Genomic DNA, 20210 nt, shown 5'->3' with positions numbered 1-20210 from the left:
CGCTATGGCCGGCGCTCGAAGTAACTCTCGACCTCCAGAGGAGTGTATCCTTCGTCCACCTCTTCCCCTTTCATGACGAAGCAGAATCGGGCGACTGCCCGCCGCTCGAGCTCCCTGAGCAGCCCTCCCTGTGAGAGATCCAGCGTTCGCAGCGCGAGGCTCTCGTAGACGAGCACGAACCCACGCTCTGGCGGGTCGAACAAGCCATGCTGCAGGTCTACGCCCGAGAAGACACGGCTCTCCGCGGGAACCTGTGCTCCCCAGGGCTTCTGGACAAGGAGCCGCTGCCAATGTCCCGGCCGCGCGGCACGTACGAGCAGCGGAGTCTGGGGCCCGGGCAACCGCCGTAGAATGTCCTGCCAGAAAGGTGGGGGCGCCTCTTCATGCGAGGACCACCTGTTGAAGAGTCCCTCCAGGAAGATGCTGGCTCGCGGCGCTACAGCAGGCACCGCATCGCCTCCCCGGCTATAGACACCCAATCGCTGGACTTCTGTCTCCAGGAAATGCGCTGCCTTGCGGGGAACGACACGCGCTGCCTCGGGCCGCACGGCGCGACGGCAGACCGCGTCCAGCTCGCCAGTCAGGGCCCGCCCTTCCATCACACTCAATCCAATGAAGGTGACGGCAAACCGCAGCAAGGCCTCGTCCCGCTCGGACAGCTCGGAGGAGTCATGCTGTTCCAGCAGTCGCTTGCCCAGGGGCGTGAGTTGGTGCGGGCGGCTCCTGTCACCCTCGGCACAGGCAAAGACCTCCACCAGCGCCGCATCCCGCATCTCGCTGAGCGTGCGGGACATCTGCCCCTTGTCCATATTGCCCAGCGCCGCAGCGAGCTCCTTTTGCGTTAGCGGGCCATCTCGCAACGCATGCAGCACCTCACGCCAGGCACTCCGATGTCTCAAGAGGAGTTCCGCGCTTTGACGGTCCTGCCTCGCGCACACAGCCGACTCGAAGGACGCCACCATATCGAGCAGCGCAGCGCGGTACCCACTCCCCCAGGCGAAGGAAGGACCTATCGCGGCGCGGGCCAGGAGTTCCCTGAAGCCCTTGAGGGTTTCCAACCGGTGATGCGGCAGCTCATGGCCCACATCCCGCGCGAACATTCGCAGCGCTTCTTCAGTGAGCTGCCCACTGGACAGCTTCCGCGCCACTTTATCGAGCTTCATCGCGCCTCCGGGCGGCGCAGAAAACTAGGGCCGCATCACCTTTCTGTCAACTAACGCTGTCAACCGTCAGTCAACTACGAAAATAAAGTCGCTTTCCTGAATCGAAAAGGACCAGGCAGGGAGGCGATACCTTGCTCCTACGCAGGGCCTTGAAAAAGCGGGACTCCTTCCTCCGGGGTCGGCTGACCACCACCACCTGTGCATCCGGGACTTCCTCATCCGCCGCATTCGCGACGATGGTGGTCGTCTGGGCGTGCGTGGCAAAGGTGCGGGCGTTCGTATCGAAGGGCTGGGTCTTCGGGGACATGGCGGGGACCACCACGAGGCGTGGGCGCAAGGCTTCGATGAGATTCACGGTCCGAGGCGGCATCGCGTCCTTGCAGATGAGCGTCACCCAGGACCACTGGCCGGACACGAAGATTCGCAGCGTGGGTTCCCGGTGGATGTCCTCATGCCGGTACGACTCGGGCTCGGTGTTGTCATCCCTCCGGTCAGGGAAGGAGAACGGCTCGAACTTGTCGTGCAGGACGTGCCGCGCATGAGGCAACAGCAGCAGGGAGCGGTTGCGCAGCCGGGCATGTTCATCCTCGAGGTGGCAGCTTCCGGCCACGATGGCCGGGGGAACGGCCCGGGTGCCGAAGCGCTGGAGGTGCTCTTGCACAGCGTCAAGGAGGCCCGGGGTGACCGACAATTCCGGCAGAATCAACAGGTAGACGCGCTTACGGACCGCGTCGTCGAGCAGGTCCAGCAACCGGCGCCGCTGCTCCTCCTCATCGGAAGGGCGGACGTTGCGAAAGAGCGGACAATCATTCCGGGTATACCGCTCCCACTGAAGCTCTGATTTCGCCGAATCCGTCTTGATTTGCCCATTGGGTAGCCCCACGCCAATGCGCGATTGAAGGCCGAGTCCCGCCAGTGCGTCATCCAATTCGTAGCTGAAGGTGACGGCATGCTCCAGTGTCTCGGGCATCAACTGCAGATTGCGCGTTCCATCGAAGGGAATGTCGATGTTGTGCGGGTCCGAGTTCTGCTCTCCCTTGAGCTGGCCTTTGCATGGGACATCGAGGACGGGGATGAGCTCATTGGCCTGCACGGTGAAGGAGTGGCGGCCACGGAACATCCCGTGGATGCGCGCATGCAGCGCATCATCCAAGCCCAGCGCCACCGCGTGCGCCACGAGCGGGGCGGGATGCCGGGCCGACCACCGCACCATCAGCTCGACCAGCTCACCGACCTCCTCCTCGTCGAGCTCTTCGCTGTCAACGCGCTCGAAGAAGGCGCAGGCCTCCTTGCGCACATCCAGGCGGGGCTTGTAGGCCTCATCCGGGCGCAACCCATAGCGGAGGTACGTCACATGCTTCCGGCAGAAACCCAGAAGCTTCCGCGCAATTTCCAGAATACCAAGCCAGTCCTGCTGACCCAGGACAGCATTCCATTCCACGAGCATGCTCATAGGACCTGATGAGTCGAGCAGACTCGCCAAAGATTGTCATGCTCGATGCATGCTTGTGGTTGCGGGTGATGCGCGACCCACCACACCCTGACGCCTCGTGCGCGTCTACAGCAGCGGGGCCAGGGCCGCGAGCAGCCGGTCCACGTCCTCAGGGGTGTTGTAGAGGTGCGGCGCCACGCGGAGGTTGTCCCCTCGCACGCTGACGTGGATGTCCTGCTCGGCCAGGCGCTGGGCCACCGTCGGCGCGTACCCGCCCCGGCGCCGCAGGCCGATGAGGTGCCCCACACGGTGCGCCTCGGGCGCAACCTCCAGCTGCAACGCGGTGGCGCCCCGGGCAATCCGCTCCGTCAGCACACGCAGCGTGCGCTGGATGTCCTCCACGCCCCACGCCAGCAATTGCTCCAGCGCCGCCGCGGCCATGGGGACGAGCTGGAAGTTGCTGCGCTCGCCCACGTCGAAGCGCCGGGCGCCGGGCTGGTACGCGTCGCGGTAGTCCACCAGCCGCGAGAAGTCCTCGCTGCCCTGACGCAGAATCCAGCTCTGCTCCAGCGGCACGCCCTCGCGGTACCCGGGAGCCACGTAGAGGTAGCCCTGGCTGTAGGGCCCCATCAGCCACTTGTACCCGGCCGCCACCAGGAAGTCCGGCCGCACCTTGCCCACGTCCAGCGGCAGCGCGCCCACCGACTGCGTGCCGTCCACCGCCAGCGCAGCGCCCACCTGACGCGCCCGCTCACCCACGCGCTCCAGGTCCAACCACGAGCCGTCCGTCCAGTGGCAGTGCGGCACCGCCACCACCGCGCAGCGCTCGTCCACCTCGTCCAGCACCGCGCGCGTCCAGTCTCCGTCTTGCGGCCGCGCCACCGTGACGAGCTGTGCCCGCGTGCGGCGCGACAGCTCGCGCCACGGGTAGACGTTGGAGGGGAACTCGTCCGCCAGCACCACCAGCCGCTGGCCCTCGCGCGCGCGCAGGTTCGCCGCCGCCACCGCCATGCCGTAGCTCACCGAGGGCACCAGCGCCACGCCGTCCGCGTCCGCGCCCACCAGCCGGGCGAAGAGGGCGCGCAGGGCCTCGGAGTGGGTGAAGAAGTCGTCCGGCTTCAGCCGCCACGGTTGCGCCTTCACCGCCAGCGCCGCCTCGCCCGCCGCCCGCACCGAGCGGAGCTGCGGGGACATGTACGCGCAGTTGAGGTACGTGACGCTGTCGGGAAGCTCGAAGAGGTGTCGCTGGCTGGGCAGGAGCATGACGGGCGCGCAGTCTACGGCCGCACGGCATGGACGGTGGCGCTTTCAGGCGGACACCCACGCGCCCTCGGGAGCGGTCCACCTGCCGTGAAGAATTGAAGCCCCTGGCGCCGCCATGGGCAGGGCTGTCTGGGTTGTGCCCGCCACCTGCTATCCTGTTGCGACTGGAGACACTGGCGAAGGGACAGCGCGCGCATGCGTCGTTGGATGTGGGGGATGGCCATCGTCGGCGTGCTCGCACTCATCACCTGGGCGCTGCCGCTCGGGGACTGGAGCGACGGGACGTCCTCCCCGGTGCGGGCACTCCGTGACACCGGGACGCCTCGCGCGTCACGCGACACCCGCCCCACCGCTTCGCAGCACTCCGGCGCGGGGCTGCACATCCGCGGCACCGTGGTGGACGGCCAGGGCCTTCCCGTGGCCGGGGTCCGCGTCTCCGCCTCGTGGCCCGAGCCCGGACAGACTTTGTCCGAGCTGCCCTGCCCCGAGGGCTCGCTGAAGCCCTCCGAGGACCCGAGGGACCCGAGCACCCACGGCCGGACGCTTCCCGAGTGCCCGAAAGAAGCGGGCGAGCTCATCATGGAGCTCGTCGGCGCGCGCGAGGGCGAGGCCCCCATCCACGCCGAGACGACCACCGGCGCGGACGGCGCCTTCGTCCTCGAAGCCCTGCCCGAGGGGCCGATGGCGCTCTGGGCGCTCGACGCGCGCGGCGCGGGAATGCGGTCCGGCATCCCCGCCGGCTCCGCGGGCGTGGAGCTGGTGCTGGACAGGGGCATGAAGGTGGGTGGCACCGCCATGGGAGAGGGCGCTCCCGTCGCGGACGTGCGGGTGACGGTGCTGGACTTGAGCCATCCCCGCTTCTTCGACGCGACCAGCGGCCCGGATGGCCGCTTCGAGCTGGGCCCCCTGCCGGAAGGCGGGACGTACTACGGACTCGTCGCGAAGGAGGGCTGGCTCCCGCAACTCCTCCCACTCCATGCGATTCACCTGGGGATGACGCTCCACCGCCCGAGCCGCCTCGCCGGCCGCGTGCTGGCCGACGGCGTCCCGGTGCCGGGCGCCGAGGTGCGCATGGCTCCCGACGGGCACATTCCCAGCGACGGCGCGCGCGGCCTCACCACGGACGCGGCGGGACGCTTCACCTGGACGCTCCCCCCGGGCGAGTACACGCTCAGCGCCGCGCACGAAGGACGCTACGCGCTCGCCCGGGTGACGGTTGGCACCGCGTCGCCGGAAGTGGCACTGGAGCTGGGCAGCGCCCTCCACGTCGAGGGCACCGTGACGGACGAGGCGGGGCGGCCCGTGGCCGGCGCCACCGTGGACGTGGGCCAGCGGGAGGGGTCCACCACGAGCCTGCGCGCCGTCACGGACGAGAAGGGACACTACGGTGTGGGCCCCGTGGAGCCCGGCACCTGGGGCTTCACGGTGGAGGCCCCCGGGTACGTGGACCTGCCGCGGGCCAGGGAGCGCACGCTCGGCCCGACCACGGGCCCCGTGGACCTCACGCTCAAGCGCGCGGCCTCCATCACCGGGCGCGTCACCGATACCGAGGGCCGGCCCCTGCCGGGCATCCAGCTCGCCTTCGGGCACCCCCTCCCCCATGAAAGGGAGGACGGCATCAGTTACTCCATCTCCCCGGAGAGGACCTGGACGGATGCGGAGGGCCGCTTCGTCCTCGACGCGGCGAAGCCCGGGAACTACCTCCTCGAAGCCCCCGACGCGCCCTTCCTCAAAGCCTCTCTCCTCGTCCGCGCGCCCTCGCGGGACGTACACCTCACGTTGGAGCCGGGCGCCTCCGTGGAGGGGACGGTGGTGGACGCGAACGGCCTGTTGCTGGAGGGCTTCTTCGTGGACCTGCAGGACCCGGAGGGCGGAGAGGTGCTGAGCCTGCGGCGAGGTCAGCGCACGGATACGAAGGGACACTTCCTGCTCCGGGGCGTGCCGCCCGGCCGCTACGTGCTGCTGGCCACGCGGGAGCAGCCGAGCGCCACCCGCAGGGTCTGGCGCGTGGTGGAGCTGAGCGCTGGCGCGCGCATGCAGGTCGAGCTGCGCCTGGAGCCGGAGCGCACCCTGTCCGGCATCGTGGTGGATGAAGCGGGCCAGCCCGTGGCAGGTGCAATCGTCCGGGCCCGGCCACCCCAGCGGGGCGGGCCGGTCTGGAAGCGGGACGGCTTCCGCAGCTACCACGGCCCTCCCCCGGGCCTGCCGACGGGTGAGAGCGGGCGCTTCCTCCTGCACGGCCTGACGGAGGCCACCTACGACGTCAGCGCCGGGAAGGCGGGCTTGACCCTCTCCCCCGGACGCTCCACGGGCGGAGCGGCCGGGGAGGACGACATGCTCCGTGTCGGCGCGGACACGGCGGAGGTGCGGCTCGTCCTCACGCGGGACGCGCACGTCGTCGGGCGGCTCGTGGGCCCTGACGGCGCGCCCATCCCCAGCTTCCAGGTGAACTCCTTTCGCATCAACGACGAGGGCGGCGCCTTCGCGTACCCCATCGACAGCCTGCCCTCCGGGGAGCTTGTCTTCGAGGCGGAGGGCGTGGCCGTGCGGGTGCTCCGGCTGGAGCCGCACGAGGGCGATGGGGACCTGGACCTGGGCGTGGTGCGGATGAGCCGGGGCCGCGCGCTCCGGGGCCGGGTGGTGGACGCGGAGACGGGCCAGCCCCTCTCGGAGGCCAGCCTCGAGCTCTTCGCCCGGGCGAATGAGACGTCCCCCGGCGTGTACCTCCAGAGCATTGAGGAGGACGGCACCTTCGAAATGCCCCAGGTGGACCTGGAGGCCTTCCAGGTCACCGCGACGGCCGAGGGCTACCGGAGGCAGCGCCTCACGCCAGGCCCCGGCCAGGAGGAGCTGACCGTCCGCATGGACCCGGGCGCCCGGGTGGAGGTGACGGTGAAGGACCTCCAGGGCCAGCCCCTCGCCGCGACGGTGGAGTTCCACGGGCAGGACGACACCGTGCTGTCGGGCCGCGCCAACGCGGGACAGCTCGTCCAGCGCGGCCTGGAGCCGGGGCCCTACACCGTGCGGCTGTCGGACGAGGACGACGAGGACTCCCTGCGCCCCCTCTTCCAGCCGCAGCGCGTGGTGGTGCCCGCCAGCGGCCGGCTGCCCATCACCTTCCAGGCCACGGAGAGCGGCGCCACGGTGAAGCTGCGCGTGGCGGGCGGCACCGGCTCGTACGTCATGCTGTTCCCCGGCAGCGTGCCCGCGCCCGCGCGCCGCGACGACGTGGAGCGCCTTCACGTCCAGTCCTTCACCGCCGAGCAGCGGAGGGACGAGGCCACCTTCCGTCACGTGCCCCCGGGCCGGGCCACCGTCTTCTTCCTCCACCCTGACGGCGACACGCGCTTCCACCGCGAGGAGCTGGACATCCCCACCGGGGGCACGCTGTCCCGCGAGCTGTCCCCGGTGTGGCGCTCCTTCGCCGCCGATTCGGATTAGCCTGTCGCGGCGGGGGCCTCCGCGGAGGAAGGGAAGCATGCGCACCCGTCATTGGCTTTGGGGGTCCGTCGTCGTCGGGGCGCTCGTGCTCGTCACGTGGGCGCTGCCAGGCGGCGGCTGGCGCGGGGCTCCATCATCCAAGACGCAGGCGGTCCGCAACGCCGGGACACCTCACGCGTCGCGCGCCGCCGCCACCACGTCGCAGCGCCCCAGCGCCGGGCTTCGCATCTCCGGCACCGTGGTGGACACGGAGGGCGTGCCCGTGGCCGGAGTCCGCGTCTCCGCCTCGTCGCCGGAGCCCGGGCAGACGCTGTCCGAGCTGCCCTGCCCCGAGGGCTCGCAGGAACCCTACGAGGACCCGAGGGACCCGAGCACCCACGGCCGGACGCTTCCCGAGTGCGTGGAGCCGGCGCGCGCGCTCATCATGGAGCTCGTCGGCGCGCGCGAGGGCGAGGCCTCCATCCACGCCGAGACGACCACCGGCGCGGACGGCGCCTTCGTCCTCGAAGGTCTGCCCGAGGGGCCGATGGCGCTCTGGGCGCTCGACGCGCGCGGCGCGGGAATGCGGTCCGGCATCCCCGCCGGCTCCGAGGGCGTGGAGCTGGTGCTGGACAAGGGCATGACGGTGCGAGGCACCGCCACGGGAGAGGACGCCCCCATCGCGGACGTGCGGGTGACGGTGCTCGACTTGCGCCACCCCCGCTTCTTCGACGCGACCAGCGGCCCGGATGGCCGCTTCGAGCTGGGCCCCCTGCCGGAAGGCGGGACGTACTACGGGCTCGTCGCGAAGGAGGGCTGGCTCCCGCAACTCCTCCCACTCCATGCGATTCACCTGGGGATGACGCTCCACCGCCCGAGCCGCCTCGCCGGCCGCGTGCTGGCCGACGGCGTCCCGGTGCCGGGCGCCGAGGTGCGCATGGCTCCCGACGGGCACATTCCCAGCGACGGCGCGCGCGGCCTCACCACGGACGCGGCGGGACGCTTCACCTGGACGCTCCCCCCGGGCGAGTACACGCTCAGCGCCGCGCACGAAGGACGCTACGCGCTCGCCCGGGTGACGGTTGGCACCGCGTCGCCGGAAGTGGCACTGGAGCTGGGCACCGCCCTCCACGTCGAGGGCACCGTGTCGGACGAGTTGGGGCGGCCCGTGGCCGGCGCCACCGTGGACGCGGTCCATCGGGAGGCGTCCAACACGCGCCTGCGCGCCGTCACGAACGAGAGGGGACACTACGGTGTGGGCCCCGTGGAGCCCGGCACCTGGGGCTTCACGGCGGAGGCCCCCGGGCACGTGGACCTGCAGCGGGCCGAGGAGCGCACGCTCGGGCCCAACCCGCGGCCCGTGGACCTCACGCTCAAGCGCGCGGCCTCCGTCACCGGGCGCGTCACCGATACCGGGGGCCGGCCCCTGCCGGGCATCGAGCTCGCCTTCGGGCGCGTCTATCAGCGGGAGGACGTCATCGAGTACTCCTTCTCCCCGGAGAAGACCTGGACGGATGCGGAAGGCCGCTTCGTCCTCGACGCGGAGGAGCCCGGGGACTACCTCCTCGAAGCCCCCGACGCCCCCTTCCTCGAAGCGTCCTTTCCCGTCCGCGCGCCCTCGCGGGACGTGCACCTCACGCTGGAGCCGGGCGCCTCCGTGGAGGGGACGGTGGTGGACGCGCAGGGCCTGCTGCTGGAGGGCTTCTTCGTGGAGCTGCAGGACCCGAAGGGCGAGGAGGTGCTGCATGTGCGACGGGGGGTGCGCACCGACACGAAGGGACACTTCCTGCTCCGGGGCGTGCCGCCCGGCCGCTACGTGCTGCTGGCCACGCGGGAGCAGCCGAGCGCCACCCGCAGGGTCTGGCGCGTGGTGGAGCTGAGCGCTGGCGCGCGCATGCAGGTCGAGCTGCGAATGGAGCCGGAGCGCACCCTGTCCGGCCTCGTGGTGGATGAAGCGGGCCAGCCCGCGGCAGGTGCAATCGTCCGGGCCCGGCCACCCCAGCGGGGCGGGCCGGTCTGGAAGCGGGATGGCTTCCGCAGCCGCCATGGCCCCCCCCCGGGCCTGCCGACGGGCGAGGACGGGCGCTTCATCCTGCACGGCCTGACGGAGGCCACCTACGACGTCAGCGCCGGGAAGCCTGGCTACACCCTCGCTCCCGAACGCTCCACGGGCGGAACGGCCGGGGAGGGCGACATGCTCCGCGTCGGCGCGGAAACGGCCGAGGTGCGGCTCGTCCTGACGCGGGATGCCCACGTCGTCGGGCGGCTCGTGGGCCCTGACGGCGCGCCCATCCCCCGCTTCCGGGTGAGCGGCATGCCCTTCAATGACGAGCGCGGCGCCTTCGCGCTGCCAATCGACAGCCTGCCCTCCGATGAGCTGCTCTTCGAGGCCGAGGGCGTGGCCGCGCGGGTGCTCCGGTGGGAGCGTCACGCGGGCGGTGGGGACGTGGACGTGGGCGTGGTGCGGATGCGCCGGGGCCGCGACCTCCGGGGCCGGCTGGTGGACGCGGAGACGGGCAAGCCCCTCGCACATGCCAACCTCGACCTCGCCTCGCGAGCCTCCCATCCCGAGCTGGGGCCCCTCACCGTGTACAGCCAGGGCACGGGGGAGGACGGCACCTTCGAGCTGTCCGACCTGGACCTGGAGGCCTTCACCGTCACCGCGACGGCCGAGGGCTACCGGAAGCAGCGCCTCACGGTGGGACCCGAGCAGGAGGAAGTGACTGTCCGCATGGACCCGGGCGCCCGGGTGGAGGTGACGGTCAAGGACCTCGAGGGCCGCCCCCGCACCGCGAGGGTGGAGTTCCAAGGGGACAACGACGCCGTGCTGTCGGGCCTCGCCGACAAGGGCCACTTCGTCCAGCGCGGACTGAAGCCGGGGCCCTACACGGTGCGGCTGTCGGCCGAGGACTCCCTGGACCGCCGCTTCCCCGTCTTCCATCCCCAGCGCGTGGTGGTGCCACCCAGCGGCCGGCTGCCCATCACCTTCCAGGCCACCGCGGGCGGCGCCACGGTGAAGCTGCGCGTGGCGGGCGGCACCAGCGCGGTCGTCATCCTGTTCTCCGGCAGCGCGCCTCCGCCCACGCGCCTCGAGGACGTGGGGAGCCTCTTCGCCCACTCCCTCACCGTCGAGCAGCCGGAGGACGAGGCCACCTTCCGTCAGGTGCCCCCGGGCCGGGCCACCGTCTTCGTCCTCCACCCCGACAGCCCCACGCGCGTCCACCGCGAGGAGCTGGACATCCCCACCGGAGGCACGCTGTCCCGCGAGCTGTCCCCGGTGTGGCGCTCCTTCGCCGCCGATTCGGATTAGCCTGTCGCGGCGGGGCCCTCCGCGGAGGAAGGGAAGCATGCGCACGCGTCATTGGCTGTGGGGGTCCGTCGTCGTCGGGGCGCTCGTGCTCGTCACGTGGGCGCTGCCAGGCGGCGGCTGGCGCGGGGCTCCATCATCCAAGACGCAGGCGGTCCGCAACGCCGGGACACCTCACGCGTCGCGCGCCGCCGCCACCACGTCGCAGCGCCCCAGCGCCGGGCTTCGCATCTCCGGCACCGTGGTGGACACGGAGGGCGTGCCCGTGGCCGGAGTCCGCGTCTCCGCCTCGTCGCCGGAGCCCGGGCAGACGCTGTCCGAAATGCCCTGCCCCGAACGCCCGCCGTGGGCCGCCCAGTCCCATTTGCGCCAGAGCGCCCGGAGCAAGCGGCTTCCCCAGTGCATCGACGACGCGAGAGACGTCGTCATCGAGCTCGTCGGCGCGCGCGAGGGCGAGGCGCCCGTCCACGCGGAGACGACCACCGGCGCGGACGGTGCCTTCGTCCTCGAAGCCCTGCCCGAGGGGGTGATGACGCTCTGGGCGCTGGGCGAGCACGGTGCGGCGATGCGCTCCGGCATCCCCGCCGGCTCCGAGGGCGTGGCGCTGGAGCTGGAAGCGGGCATCCTGCTGCAGGGCACCGTCATGGGTGGGGGCACGCCCCTGGCCGGCGCCAACGTCACGGCGCTGGACATGTGGCGCCCCCGCTTCTTCGACGCGACCACCGGCCCGGATGGCGGCTTCCGCATGGGCCCCGTGCCGTACCGCGAGATGTACCTGGCGGTCGTCGCGAAGGAAGGCTGGCTCCCGGCGTTCGTAGGCATCGGGGACATGCACAAGCAGGTGACGCTCCTCCGTCCGAGCCGGCTCTCCGGCCGCGTGCTGTCCAACGGAGTCCCGGCGCCGGGTGCCGAGGTGCGCAGGGTCCCCGGACAGCGCATTCCCGTGGCCGGCGAAACTGCGCACGGCATCACCGCGGACGCGGAGGGCCGCTTCGAATGGGTGCTCCCCCCGGGCGAGTACACGCTCAGCGCCTCGCGGGAGGGGCGCTTTGCGCTCGCGCGGGTGACGGCGGGCCCCACGACACCGGAGGTGGTGCTGGAGCTGGGCAGCGCCCTTCACGTCGAGGGCACCGTGTCGGACGAGTCGGGACAGCCCGTGGCCGGCGCCACCGTCAGAGTGTCCAGCGCGTCCTTGATGGAGTCGACCGGCGCGAGCCTGCGGGCCCTCACGGGTCCGGAGGGGCACTACCGCCTGGGCCCCTTGGAGTCCGGCGAGTGGGACTTCGCGGTGACGGCACCCGGCCACCTCGACAGGTGGCGCTTGGAGCCGCAGACGCTCGGCCCGGCCACGGGGCCCGTGGACTTCACGCTCCACCGCGCGGCCTCCATCACCGGGCGCGTCACGGACACCGAGGGCCGGCCCCTGTCCGGCATCCGGCTCGTCCCCGTGCGCGCCGACACGGAGGCCGAGGACACCGAGGCCCATGAGGACGCCTGGACGGACGAGGAAGGCCGCTTCGTCCTGGACACGGAGGAGCCCGGGAACTACCGCATCCACGTCACCGCTACGTCCTTCCTCGGCGGGGCCTTTCGCGTCCGCGCGCCCTTGCGGAACGTGCACCTCACGCTCAAGCCGGGCGCCTCGGTGGAGGGCACGGTGGAGGACGCGCAAGGCGTGCGGCTGGAGGGCTTTCTCGTGGAGCTGCAGGACCCGGAGGGCCTGGAGGAGTGGCGCCTCGGGCGCAACGTGCGCACCGACGAGAAGGGACACTTCCTCATCCAGGGCGTGCCGCCCGGCCGATACCTGTTGCTGGCCACGCGGGAGGCGGCGAGCGCCACCCGCAGGGTCTGGCGTGTGGTGGAGCTCCAGGCCGGCACGCGAGCCCAGGTCCCGCTGCGGATGGAGCCGGAGCGCACCCTGTCCGGCCTCGTGGTGGATGTCTCGGGCCAGCCCGTGGAGGACGTCTATGTCCGGGCCCGTCCTCCCCAACGGGACGCGCCGTTCTGGAAGCAGGACGGCCGCAACAACCGCCATGGCACGCCCATGGGCGTGGCAACGGAAGCGGAGGGGCGCTTCACCCTGCGAGCCCTGACGGAAGCCGCGTACGACGTCAGCGCCTGGAGGTCCGGCTACACGCTGGACCGTGGGCTTTCGACGGGAGGCACGGAAGCAGAGGATGGCATGCTCCGCGTCGGTGCGGACACGGCGCAGGTGCGGCTCGTCCTGAGGCGGGACGCCCACATCGTCGGAAGGCTCGTGGGGCCCGACGGTGCGCCCATCCCCCGCTTCCAGGTGAACGGCGCGCTGATGGAGGACCCGGACGGCGACTTCGCCGTGCCCTTGGAGGACCTGCCCTCCGAGCCGCTCGTCTTCGAAGCCGAGGGCCTGGCCACGCGGGTGCTCCGGTGGGAGCCGGGTGCGAGCGGCGTGGACCTGGACCTGGGCGTGGTGCGGATGAGCCGGGGCCGCGGGCTCCATGGGCGGGTGGTGGACGCGGAGACGGGCGAGCCCCTCGCGGACGTGGGCTTCGAGTTCTCCACCCGGTCCATGGATGCCAGGGGGGCCCCGTTCACCCTGAGCAACGAGGACACGGAGGTCACGAAGGAGGACGGCACCTTCGACCTGCCCCACGTGGACCTGGAGGCCTTCACCCTCACCGCCACCTGCGACGGCTACCGGAAGCAGCGCCTCACGGTGGGCCCCGAGCAGGAGGAGTTGCTCCTCCGCATGGACCCGGGCGCCCGGGTGGAGGTGACGGCGAAGGGCGTCCGGGGCCGCCTTCGCGACGCGACAGTCGAGTTCCACGGGGATGGCGTCGAGGAGCTGGGCTTCATCCGGAAGGGCCAGCTCGTCCAGCGCGGCCTGGAGCCGGGGCCCTACACGGTGTGGCTGTCGACCCACGACCCCCTGGAATCCCGCCGTCCCGTCTTCCCGCCCCAGCGCGTGGTGGTGCCCGCCAGCGGCCGGGTCCAGGTCTCCTTCCAGGAGCAGGAGGGCGGCGCCACGGTGAAGCTGCGGGGGGCGGGCGGCGACGACGTGTCCGTCATGCTGCTCCCGGGCAGCGTGCCTCCGCCCTCAAGCAGCGTGGCCCTGGAGCGCCTCTCCGACTATTCCATCGGCGTCGAGCAGCGAGGGGACGAGGCCACCTTCCAACAGGTGCCCCAGGGCGTGGCCACCGTCTTCATCGTCCAGTCCGGCGACTCCCCACGGTTCCACAGCGAGGAGCTGGTCATCCCCTCCGGGGGCACGCTGTCCCGCAACCTGTCCCTGGTGTGGCGCTCCTTCGCCGCCGATTCGGATTAGCCTGTCGCGGACCGCCGCGCCCCTCAGATTCCGGAGACCCGGTGCGCCGTATAAGCCGAGTCGTTGAGGTACTTGAAGGCGTCGGAGATGATGACGCCCGTCTTGCTGCCATCGGGGTTCGTCCACTCCGGCGTCGCCTCCAGGACGGACGGAATGCCATCCCCGTCGCCGTCACCCAGGTAGACCGCGACATGGCCATTCTTCACCAGCAGGTCCCCCACCTGGAGATAGGCCTTGGAGATCTGCGGAATGCCAGACTTCATCGCGGAGGAGGACTGCCAGGGGAAGTACACGCCCGCATACTCGAACATCTTGAACACCAGCCCCGAGCAGTCGAACCCCCTGACGCCCGCGGGCTGGTAGTAGTTGCCCTGCCCACTGCCGCAGCTCGAGCCGTAGTGCCACCTGCCCGTGCTGGGAGCCGCGCCGAACCGGTAGGACCCCCCACAGGCTCCCGTGTAGACAGCGTCCAGCGCGGCGAGACCGTAGGAGATGGCCAGGCGGACCTTGACGGAAGGCGACTCCACCACCTTGCAGTGCTGCATGTAGAAGGGGATGCCGCCTGCCGGGATGCCCGCCACGAGCGCGCCGTTGAGGTAGTAATAGAACTCATCGCCGGGCACGATGGCCACGTGGGCGATTTCGCCACCCACCCACTCTCCCGGCGCCGCGGTGTAGGTATAGCTGGACTGCAGCCCGACCCCCGGACGGAAGTTCTGCACCGTGGCGGTCTGCGAGGCGCCCGTCCCATTCAGCAGGACGTTGCTGACCTGATAGACGCCGCCGTACGCGTTCACCTTGACCCAGCAGGCCCCGGTGTGCGGCCCCGTCCTGTAGAAGGTGAAGTCGGCGTGAGCAGACGGCGTGAGTGCGAAGAACGAGATGAGCGCGGAGACGGCTGCCAACGTCGCGGAGCGGCGAGACGAGCGCATTCGGAGACATCCTTTCGGGTGCTACAGGGGTATGGGACGGCAGGCGGCTATTCCCGGCTAGTTCTTAAATTCTTAGATAACTGGTTTTCTGGACTAATGGACACCCAGAGGCCCGGGGATGTCAAGGGACGGGCCACGCCCGGCGCTGGCGATGACGGTGCACCCGGCCGCTGACGCGCTGCACACGCGCGGCCTGGTGGGCGTCACAACGTGGGCGTCATCACCGGCCCGTCCAGCCTCGACTTCTGGACGCAGGTGAAGCACGTCTTCCCGCCGCCCATCGGCGGGCTCACGTTGTCTGTCTTTGGCGACATCGAGAAGCTGGCGGACCGGGACATTCACCGGGTGCCGGGGGCTTCCGGATTGCCGGGGAGGCAATCACCCGGACAGGGGAGGCGCAGCCCCGGGGTATCGCGGCACTGGATGCAATGCCACATGGTAGGGTGCGCCATGCGCTCCCTAAAGCGTGTCCTCCTTTTCGTCCTGTGCGCGCAGACCGCGCTCGCGGCAACGAAGACCGAAGTGATGGTCCCGATGCCCGATGGCACGAAGCTGATGACGGATGTGTGGAGGCCGGATCCGGCCCAATTTCCCGGGCCGCGCCCGGTCATCCTGCGTCGCACGCCCTACGGCCGCGGGTTCCCGTTCCCCCAATCCCTCCTCGTGTGGAACCTGGCGGACCTGAACGGCTACATCGTCGTCTCCCAGGACGTGCGCGGGCGGGGGGGCTCCGAGGGGACGTTCCTGCCCTTCTTTACCGACGCCGTAGATGGTCCGGCGACGATGCGCTGGATAGAGCAACAAGCCTGGTGCGACGGCAACATCGGCTCCTTCGGAGGCTCCGCCGAGGGCATCGTGCAGCTCCTGGCGCTCCCGGATGCGCCGGATTCGCTGCGCTGTGCCCACGTCCAGAACGCTTCCGACAACCTGTACGAGTCGCTCATGCCAGGCGGCGCCTGGCGAGCCGAGCTGACGACGTCTTGGCTCAACGGCTTTCCGACGCCAACGACGCTCGCCGCCTGGCGCGCCCATGAAGCCAGGAGCAGCTACTGGGACCCGGTGATTGTCGATGCGAGCGAGCGCCGCCGGATTCGCGCTCGCTTGTACATGACCTCGGGTTTCTTCGACGTCTTCGCGCTACAGCAGACGGCGGCCTTTTCGAACTACGTGAAGGACTCGGCGCCGGGTTCCGGTCACACGTTGGTGCTCGGCGCCTGGACGCACGGCGACGCGCAGACGCCGATTGGCGAGCTCTCCTACGCGAACGTGGCCGCGCCGGCGGACGACAACCTCGCCTTCTTCAACCATTGCCTCAAGAGACAGGGGACGCCCAACTGGCCGTCGCTGCGCTACTTCGTCACGCAGATTGGCGACGACGGCACGGCCGCGACCGGAGAGTGGCGACAGGGCACGCTCTGGCCGCCTCCGGAGAGCGTCCTGACGCCCTGGTATCTCACCGCCGCGCAAGCCGTCACGACGTTGCCCGTCGAGCCTTCGAACCCGGTTCCGACCGTGGGCGGGGCGAACCTCTCCGTCGCGGACGGTCCTCGAGACCAGTCGGCGATCGACGCGCGCGGTGACGTGCTGACCCTCACCACCGCGCCGGGGACCTCTGATTATGAGCTCATCGGCAACCCCAAGGCGCGGATCTACGCGGCGAGCGCCACGACGGATGTCGACGTCGTCGTGCGCCTGACGCAGGTCGCGCCGAATGGCAGGTCGATTTTGCTCACCGACGGCGTGCGCCGCGGGCGCTTCGTCGCCGACTCTTCCGTCATCACGCCGCTCACGCCGGGAGTCCCCCTCCCGTTCGAAATCGACCTGGGGCCGGTTTCCGTACGGGTGAAGGCTGGCCACAGCCTCCGCGTGGCAATCAGTGGGACGAACTCGCCGCACTACGAAGTGAACCCGAACGTCGCCGAGCCGTTGTCCTCTTCGCCGACCCCGGTGGCGACGACGCTCTCCATCTACACGGACCCGGCGCACCCCAGCACCGTCACCCTGCCCGTAGCGAGCGGAACACCGCCACTGCCACCACCCCCGCCCGGTGTGGGCGAAGGAGAGGGCGAAGGCGAAGGAGAGGGCGAAGGCGAAGGGGCTGGGGAGGGCGCAGACGGAGACGAGGTCGTCCCCGCGGGCTGGAGCTGCGAAGCGGGCCCCGGCAAGGCTGTCAGCCTGTGGGTGGCCGTCGTCGGCGTCCTTGCGCTGAGCCGTCGCCGAGACCGGGTTGCCTGAGGCGAAGTGAAGTTCTCCTTCATCCACGCGAAGAAGGCCCTTTTCCCGTCGCCGCACCCTGTCGTCACCTGGCTGTCTGTCGCAGGGGTTCGAGCACCTGGACCTCGATGCGGCGGTTCTGGAGACGGCCCTCGGCCGTGTCGTTGGAGGCGAGCGGATCCGCGTAGCCGTCAGCGGCCCTCGCCTCTCGTTCGGCTGCCGCCCGCTCCCCCTGCCAGTGCTTTCGGCGCGCTCTCCCGTACCCGCTGCACCGTCGCTTCCCACAGCAGCCCGCGGGCCTCGGCGCTGTCGTCGAGCACTCCCTGGCGGATTCGCGCCGCGAGCTCACGGTTCAGCGCCATCAGCTCACCGTCACGCTGGAGCAACGTGGACAACGCCTGCCGCTCCGCTTCTTGAGGCTCCGTGCCGTTGCGAAGCTGGCGCTCGGCGATGCCCATGGCGTTGGCAATCATCAGCGCGCCATAGGCCTTGTCCTCGGGCAGCAGGGGCAGCAACTCCTTGCGCAGCACCTCGCGGGCAATCGCCAGCAAATCGGCGCCATCGGGACGCTCACGCATTGCCCACCCCCGTCATCCGGAGGAGCTCCAGCTCCAGCTCCGGCACGATGTGCGCCGTCAGCGCCAGCTCCAGGGAGGGCTCCTGACCGGACACATGGCGCTCCCCCTGTTGGAGCGCAATCACCGCCCACCGCACGTGGGCATACACTTCCCAGTAGAACACCGCCTCGCGCTCGAGCCGGAGGCCACTCACGCGCTCATAGCCCCGGAACAGCGCCTCGCGGGAGCCGATGCCGCCCGCCTCCTTGTCGAACTGGCCGAAGCGCCAGCAGCGCGCGCAGAACCAGCCCAGGTCCTCCAGCGGGTCCGACCACGCCGCGAACTCCCAGTCCAGCACGGCCGTGAGCCCCGCCTCATCCACCATGTAATTGCCCGTGCGGAAGTCACGATGCGCCAGCACCCATTCCCGCGTCCGTGGCGCGTGCAGCTCCAACCAGCGGATGCCCCACTCCAGCGCCGGGAAGGGCGTGTGGTGTCCGTCCAGGAAGGCCCTGAACTCCTCCACGCCCTTCAGCGCGGGCGAGCGCACCGGCGGTGGCAGGAAGGACAACCGCTCCGACGGCGGACGGAGGGTGTGCAGCCGCGCCATCTCCTCACCGATACGCTCCGTCAGCCGCTCGCGGTCCCCGCCCAGCCCCGGCTCCTTCATCAGTCGGTGCGCCGCGGCCGTGCCGCGGGCCTTGCGCATCACGAAGAAGTCCCGGCCGAACACAGCGGTGTCGCCCAGCCACAGGGGCTCGGGAACCGTCACTCCCACGCGCAAGGCCTCCTGGAGCAGCGCGAACTCCCGGGCGCGGCTGTGCGACACCGAGACGCCAGAGGGCGCGTCCGCGCGCAGGACGCACTCCAGTACGCCATCATGCGCGCCGCCGGTGACGGTGGCCTTGAGCAGCCAGTTCTCCTGGATGGCGCCTCCCGAGAGCAGGCGCGCATCGTCGATTCGCACCGCGCGGGCGCCGGACCTCTCCGCCAGGAAGCGCTCCAGTGCCGTCCGCTGCGCGTCTTGCATGAGTCACACGCCCCACTTGAAGAAGCCCTGCCCCTCCGCCAGGTATGCGCGCGACAGCACCTGCTTGTGCACCTCGCTGGCGCCGTCCACCAGCCGGGCCTGCCTGGCGTAGCGGTATATCCACTCGACGCATGTGTCCTTGGAGTAGCCACGCGCTCCCAGCAACTGGATGGCCGTGTCCGCCGCCTTGTGCAGCGTGTCCGCGACGTGAATCTTCGCGATGGAGATGTCCGTACGGGCGAAGTCGCCCTGGTCCAGCTTCCACGCGGCGCTCATGGTGAGCAGCCGGCCGATGTGGATGTCCTTGGCGGCGTCGCCCAGCATCCACTGCACGCCTTCATGCTGCGCCAGCGTCGAACCGAAGCTCATGCGCTCCGACACGTACCCGCCCGCTTCTTCCAGGCACCGCTTCGCCAGTCCCAGCCAGCGCATGCAATGCGTGAGGCGCGCCGTGCCCAGGCGAATCTGCGTCACCTTGAGGCCGTCCCCCAGCTCCAGCAGCCGGTGGGCGTCCGGAATCTCCAGGCCCTCGAACACGAGTTCACAGTGCCCGCCGTGCTCCTCCGGCCCCATGATGGGAATGCGCCGCTCGATGCGCCAACCCGGCTGGCTCGCGTCGAACAGGAAGGCGCTGAGGCCCTTGCGCTCGTCGTCGGACGTGCGCGCAATCAGGATGAAGTGCTGGGCCCCTTGCGCGCCCGTGATGAACCACTTGCGCCCGGTGATGACCCACGTGTCGCCACGCCGTGTGGCCTTCGTGTACGTGAGGGACGGGTCGGAGCCACAACCCCGCGGCTCCGTCATGGCGAAGGCCGAACGGACCTTGCCGTCGATGATGGGCTGCAGCCAGCGCTGCTTCAGGTCCTCGGTCCGGAGGACCTTCTCCAGGACAATCATGTTGCCGTCATCGGGCGGCGCGGCGTTGAACATCACCGGCCCGAAGGGCGAGCGCGCCGCTTCCTCGTAGCAGGCCGCCATGCCCACCACGCCCAGGCCCTGCCCTCCGCGTGACTTCGGCATCTGGAAGGCCCACAGCCCTTCCTCGCGGGCGCGGGCGCGCACCCGGGCCACCACGTCCTCGCGGATGTTCTCGTGCGCGTCGAAAGCGTCGGGCTGCTTCTCGAGCGGCAGCACGTGCTGCTCGACGAAGGCCCTCACACGCAGGCGATAGTCCTCGACCTCGGGCGACAGGGAGAAATCCAATTCGAGCTCCAGGGAAACGGCGTGGGATTCACAGGTATCCGCCGGCACCCGTGGGTGGAGCCTGGGAGAGCCACCCCTGGCCGCCCATGACATTATTGGCACTCCGCCAATAATATTGGAAGAAGATGACGCCAGCGTCGGGAGCCACCCTCGAAGCGCTGCGTGGGGGGAAGGCAGGCGGCGGGTCTTGGCGTACGGGCCGCTCTGGAGCGCGCTCACTGGAAGCCTTGCACCGCGGTGCGCTCCAGGGTCTCAAGGCACGAAGCCGAAGGAGGCACGGTAGGGCACGTGCGGCAGCACCCGCTCCACCAGGTGCACCGCCGTCACCTGCGCCCGCTTCGCGTTGCAGGATTCGCGTCGGCGCGGACATGCTCCAGACGCGGCT

At 70.5% G+C, this 20210-nt stretch carries 11 protein-coding genes; 4 read left to right on the top strand and 7 right to left on the bottom strand.

Annotated features, from left to right (window positions below; all coding sequences use genetic code 11):
* Positions 1-2: 2 nt before the first annotated feature.
* The 3 genes from G4D85_RS11165 to G4D85_RS11155 form a co-directional block, all read right to left on the bottom strand.
* Positions 3-1163, bottom strand: a complete 1161-nt coding sequence (locus G4D85_RS11165; RefSeq protein ID WP_164010977.1) for a helix-turn-helix domain-containing protein — start codon at positions 1161-1163, stop codon at positions 3-5.
* A 70-nt stretch (positions 1164-1233) separates the two neighbouring features.
* Positions 1234-2616: a hypothetical protein gene (locus G4D85_RS11160; RefSeq protein WP_164010975.1), complete on the bottom strand. Its 1383-nt coding sequence runs from the start codon at positions 2614-2616 to the stop codon at positions 1234-1236.
* 105 nt (positions 2617-2721) lie between these two features.
* Entirely contained in the window at positions 2722-3858 is a 1137-nt protein-coding gene (locus G4D85_RS11155; RefSeq protein ID WP_164010973.1) for an aminotransferase class V-fold PLP-dependent enzyme, read from the bottom strand.
* Between the two features lie 195 nt (positions 3859-4053).
* Between G4D85_RS11155 and G4D85_RS11150 the strand changes: the two genes are divergently transcribed.
* The 3 genes from G4D85_RS11150 to G4D85_RS11140 are packed head-to-tail and all read left to right on the top strand — an operon-like array spanning position 4054 to position 13889.
* Positions 4054-7299, top strand: a complete 3246-nt coding sequence (locus tag G4D85_RS11150; protein WP_164010971.1) for an MSCRAMM family protein — start codon at positions 4054-4056, stop codon at positions 7297-7299.
* Between the two features lie 37 nt (positions 7300-7336).
* Positions 7337-10588 carry an MSCRAMM family protein gene (locus G4D85_RS11145; protein ID WP_164010970.1) on the top strand — a complete coding sequence of 1084 codons (3252 nt, stop codon included), beginning with the start codon at positions 7337-7339 and terminating at the stop codon, positions 10586-10588.
* 37 nt (positions 10589-10625) lie between these two features.
* Entirely contained in the window at positions 10626-13889 is a 3264-nt protein-coding gene (locus G4D85_RS11140) for a carboxypeptidase regulatory-like domain-containing protein (protein ID WP_164010968.1), read from the top strand.
* Between the two features lie 23 nt (positions 13890-13912).
* Here G4D85_RS11140 and G4D85_RS11135 read toward each other — a convergent pair whose 3' ends face one another.
* A complete protein-coding gene (locus G4D85_RS11135; protein ID WP_164010966.1) occupies positions 13913-14821 on the bottom strand; it encodes an NlpC/P60 family protein in 909 nt (302 codons plus the stop codon).
* Positions 14822-15031: 210 nt separating this feature from the next.
* On the opposite strand from G4D85_RS11135, the gene G4D85_RS11130 reads away from it, so the two are divergent.
* On the top strand, positions 15032-17056 hold the full coding sequence (locus tag G4D85_RS11130; RefSeq protein ID WP_164010964.1) for a CocE/NonD family hydrolase: 2025 nt from the start codon (positions 15032-15034) through the stop codon (positions 17054-17056).
* A 170-nt stretch (positions 17057-17226) separates the two neighbouring features.
* Here G4D85_RS11130 and G4D85_RS11125 read toward each other — a convergent pair whose 3' ends face one another.
* Genes G4D85_RS11125 through G4D85_RS11115 form a run of 3 tightly spaced genes read right to left on the bottom strand, consistent with a single transcriptional unit; the run spans position 17227 to position 19825 of the window.
* Positions 17227-17613, bottom strand: coding sequence for a DUF6285 domain-containing protein (locus G4D85_RS11125; protein WP_164010962.1), 387 nt, complete (start codon positions 17611-17613; stop codon positions 17227-17229).
* Positions 17606-18622, bottom strand: a complete 1017-nt coding sequence (locus tag G4D85_RS11120; RefSeq protein WP_164010960.1) for a phosphotransferase family protein — start codon at positions 18620-18622, stop codon at positions 17606-17608. Before G4D85_RS11120 ends, G4D85_RS11125 begins: the two co-directional genes overlap by 8 nt.
* 3 nt (positions 18623-18625) lie before the next feature.
* A complete protein-coding gene (locus G4D85_RS11115) occupies positions 18626-19825 on the bottom strand; it encodes an acyl-CoA dehydrogenase family protein (protein ID WP_164010958.1) in 1200 nt (399 codons plus the stop codon).
* Between the last annotated feature and the right edge of the window lie 385 nt (positions 19826-20210).

Origin of the sequence: Pyxidicoccus trucidator, from assembly GCF_010894435.1 — a bacterium.
Taxonomy (GTDB): Bacteria; Myxococcota; Myxococcia; order Myxococcales; family Myxococcaceae; genus Myxococcus; species Myxococcus trucidator.
The sequence above is the reverse complement of the archived record's forward strand: the minus strand, read 5'-3'. Positions and strand labels throughout refer to the sequence as shown.

Bases quoted from the DNA above. Each gene is read 5' to 3' on its own strand.
- G4D85_RS11155 (WP_164010973.1), bottom strand. From the start codon at position 3,858: ATGCTCCTGCCCAGCCAGCGACACCTCTTCGAGCTTCCCGACAGCGTC.
- G4D85_RS11160 (WP_164010975.1), bottom strand. From the start codon at position 2,616: ATGAGCATGCTCGTGGAATGGAATGCTGTCCTGGGTCAGCAGGACTGG.
- G4D85_RS11150 (WP_164010971.1), top strand. From the start codon at position 4,054: ATGCGTCGTTGGATGTGGGGGATGGCCATCGTCGGCGTGCTCGCACTC.
- G4D85_RS11135 (WP_164010966.1), bottom strand. From the start codon at position 14,821: ATGCGCTCGTCTCGCCGCTCCGCGACGTTGGCAGCCGTCTCCGCGCTC.
- G4D85_RS11140 (WP_164010968.1), top strand. From the start codon at position 10,626: ATGCGCACGCGTCATTGGCTGTGGGGGTCCGTCGTCGTCGGGGCGCTC.
- G4D85_RS11120 (WP_164010960.1), bottom strand. From the start codon at position 18,622: ATGCAAGACGCGCAGCGGACGGCACTGGAGCGCTTCCTGGCGGAGAGG.
- G4D85_RS11125 (WP_164010962.1), bottom strand. From the start codon at position 17,613: ATGCGTGAGCGTCCCGATGGCGCCGATTTGCTGGCGATTGCCCGCGAG.
- G4D85_RS11145 (WP_164010970.1), top strand. From the start codon at position 7,337: ATGCGCACCCGTCATTGGCTTTGGGGGTCCGTCGTCGTCGGGGCGCTC.
- G4D85_RS11165 (WP_164010977.1), bottom strand. From the start codon at position 1,163: ATGAAGCTCGATAAAGTGGCGCGGAAGCTGTCCAGTGGGCAGCTCACT.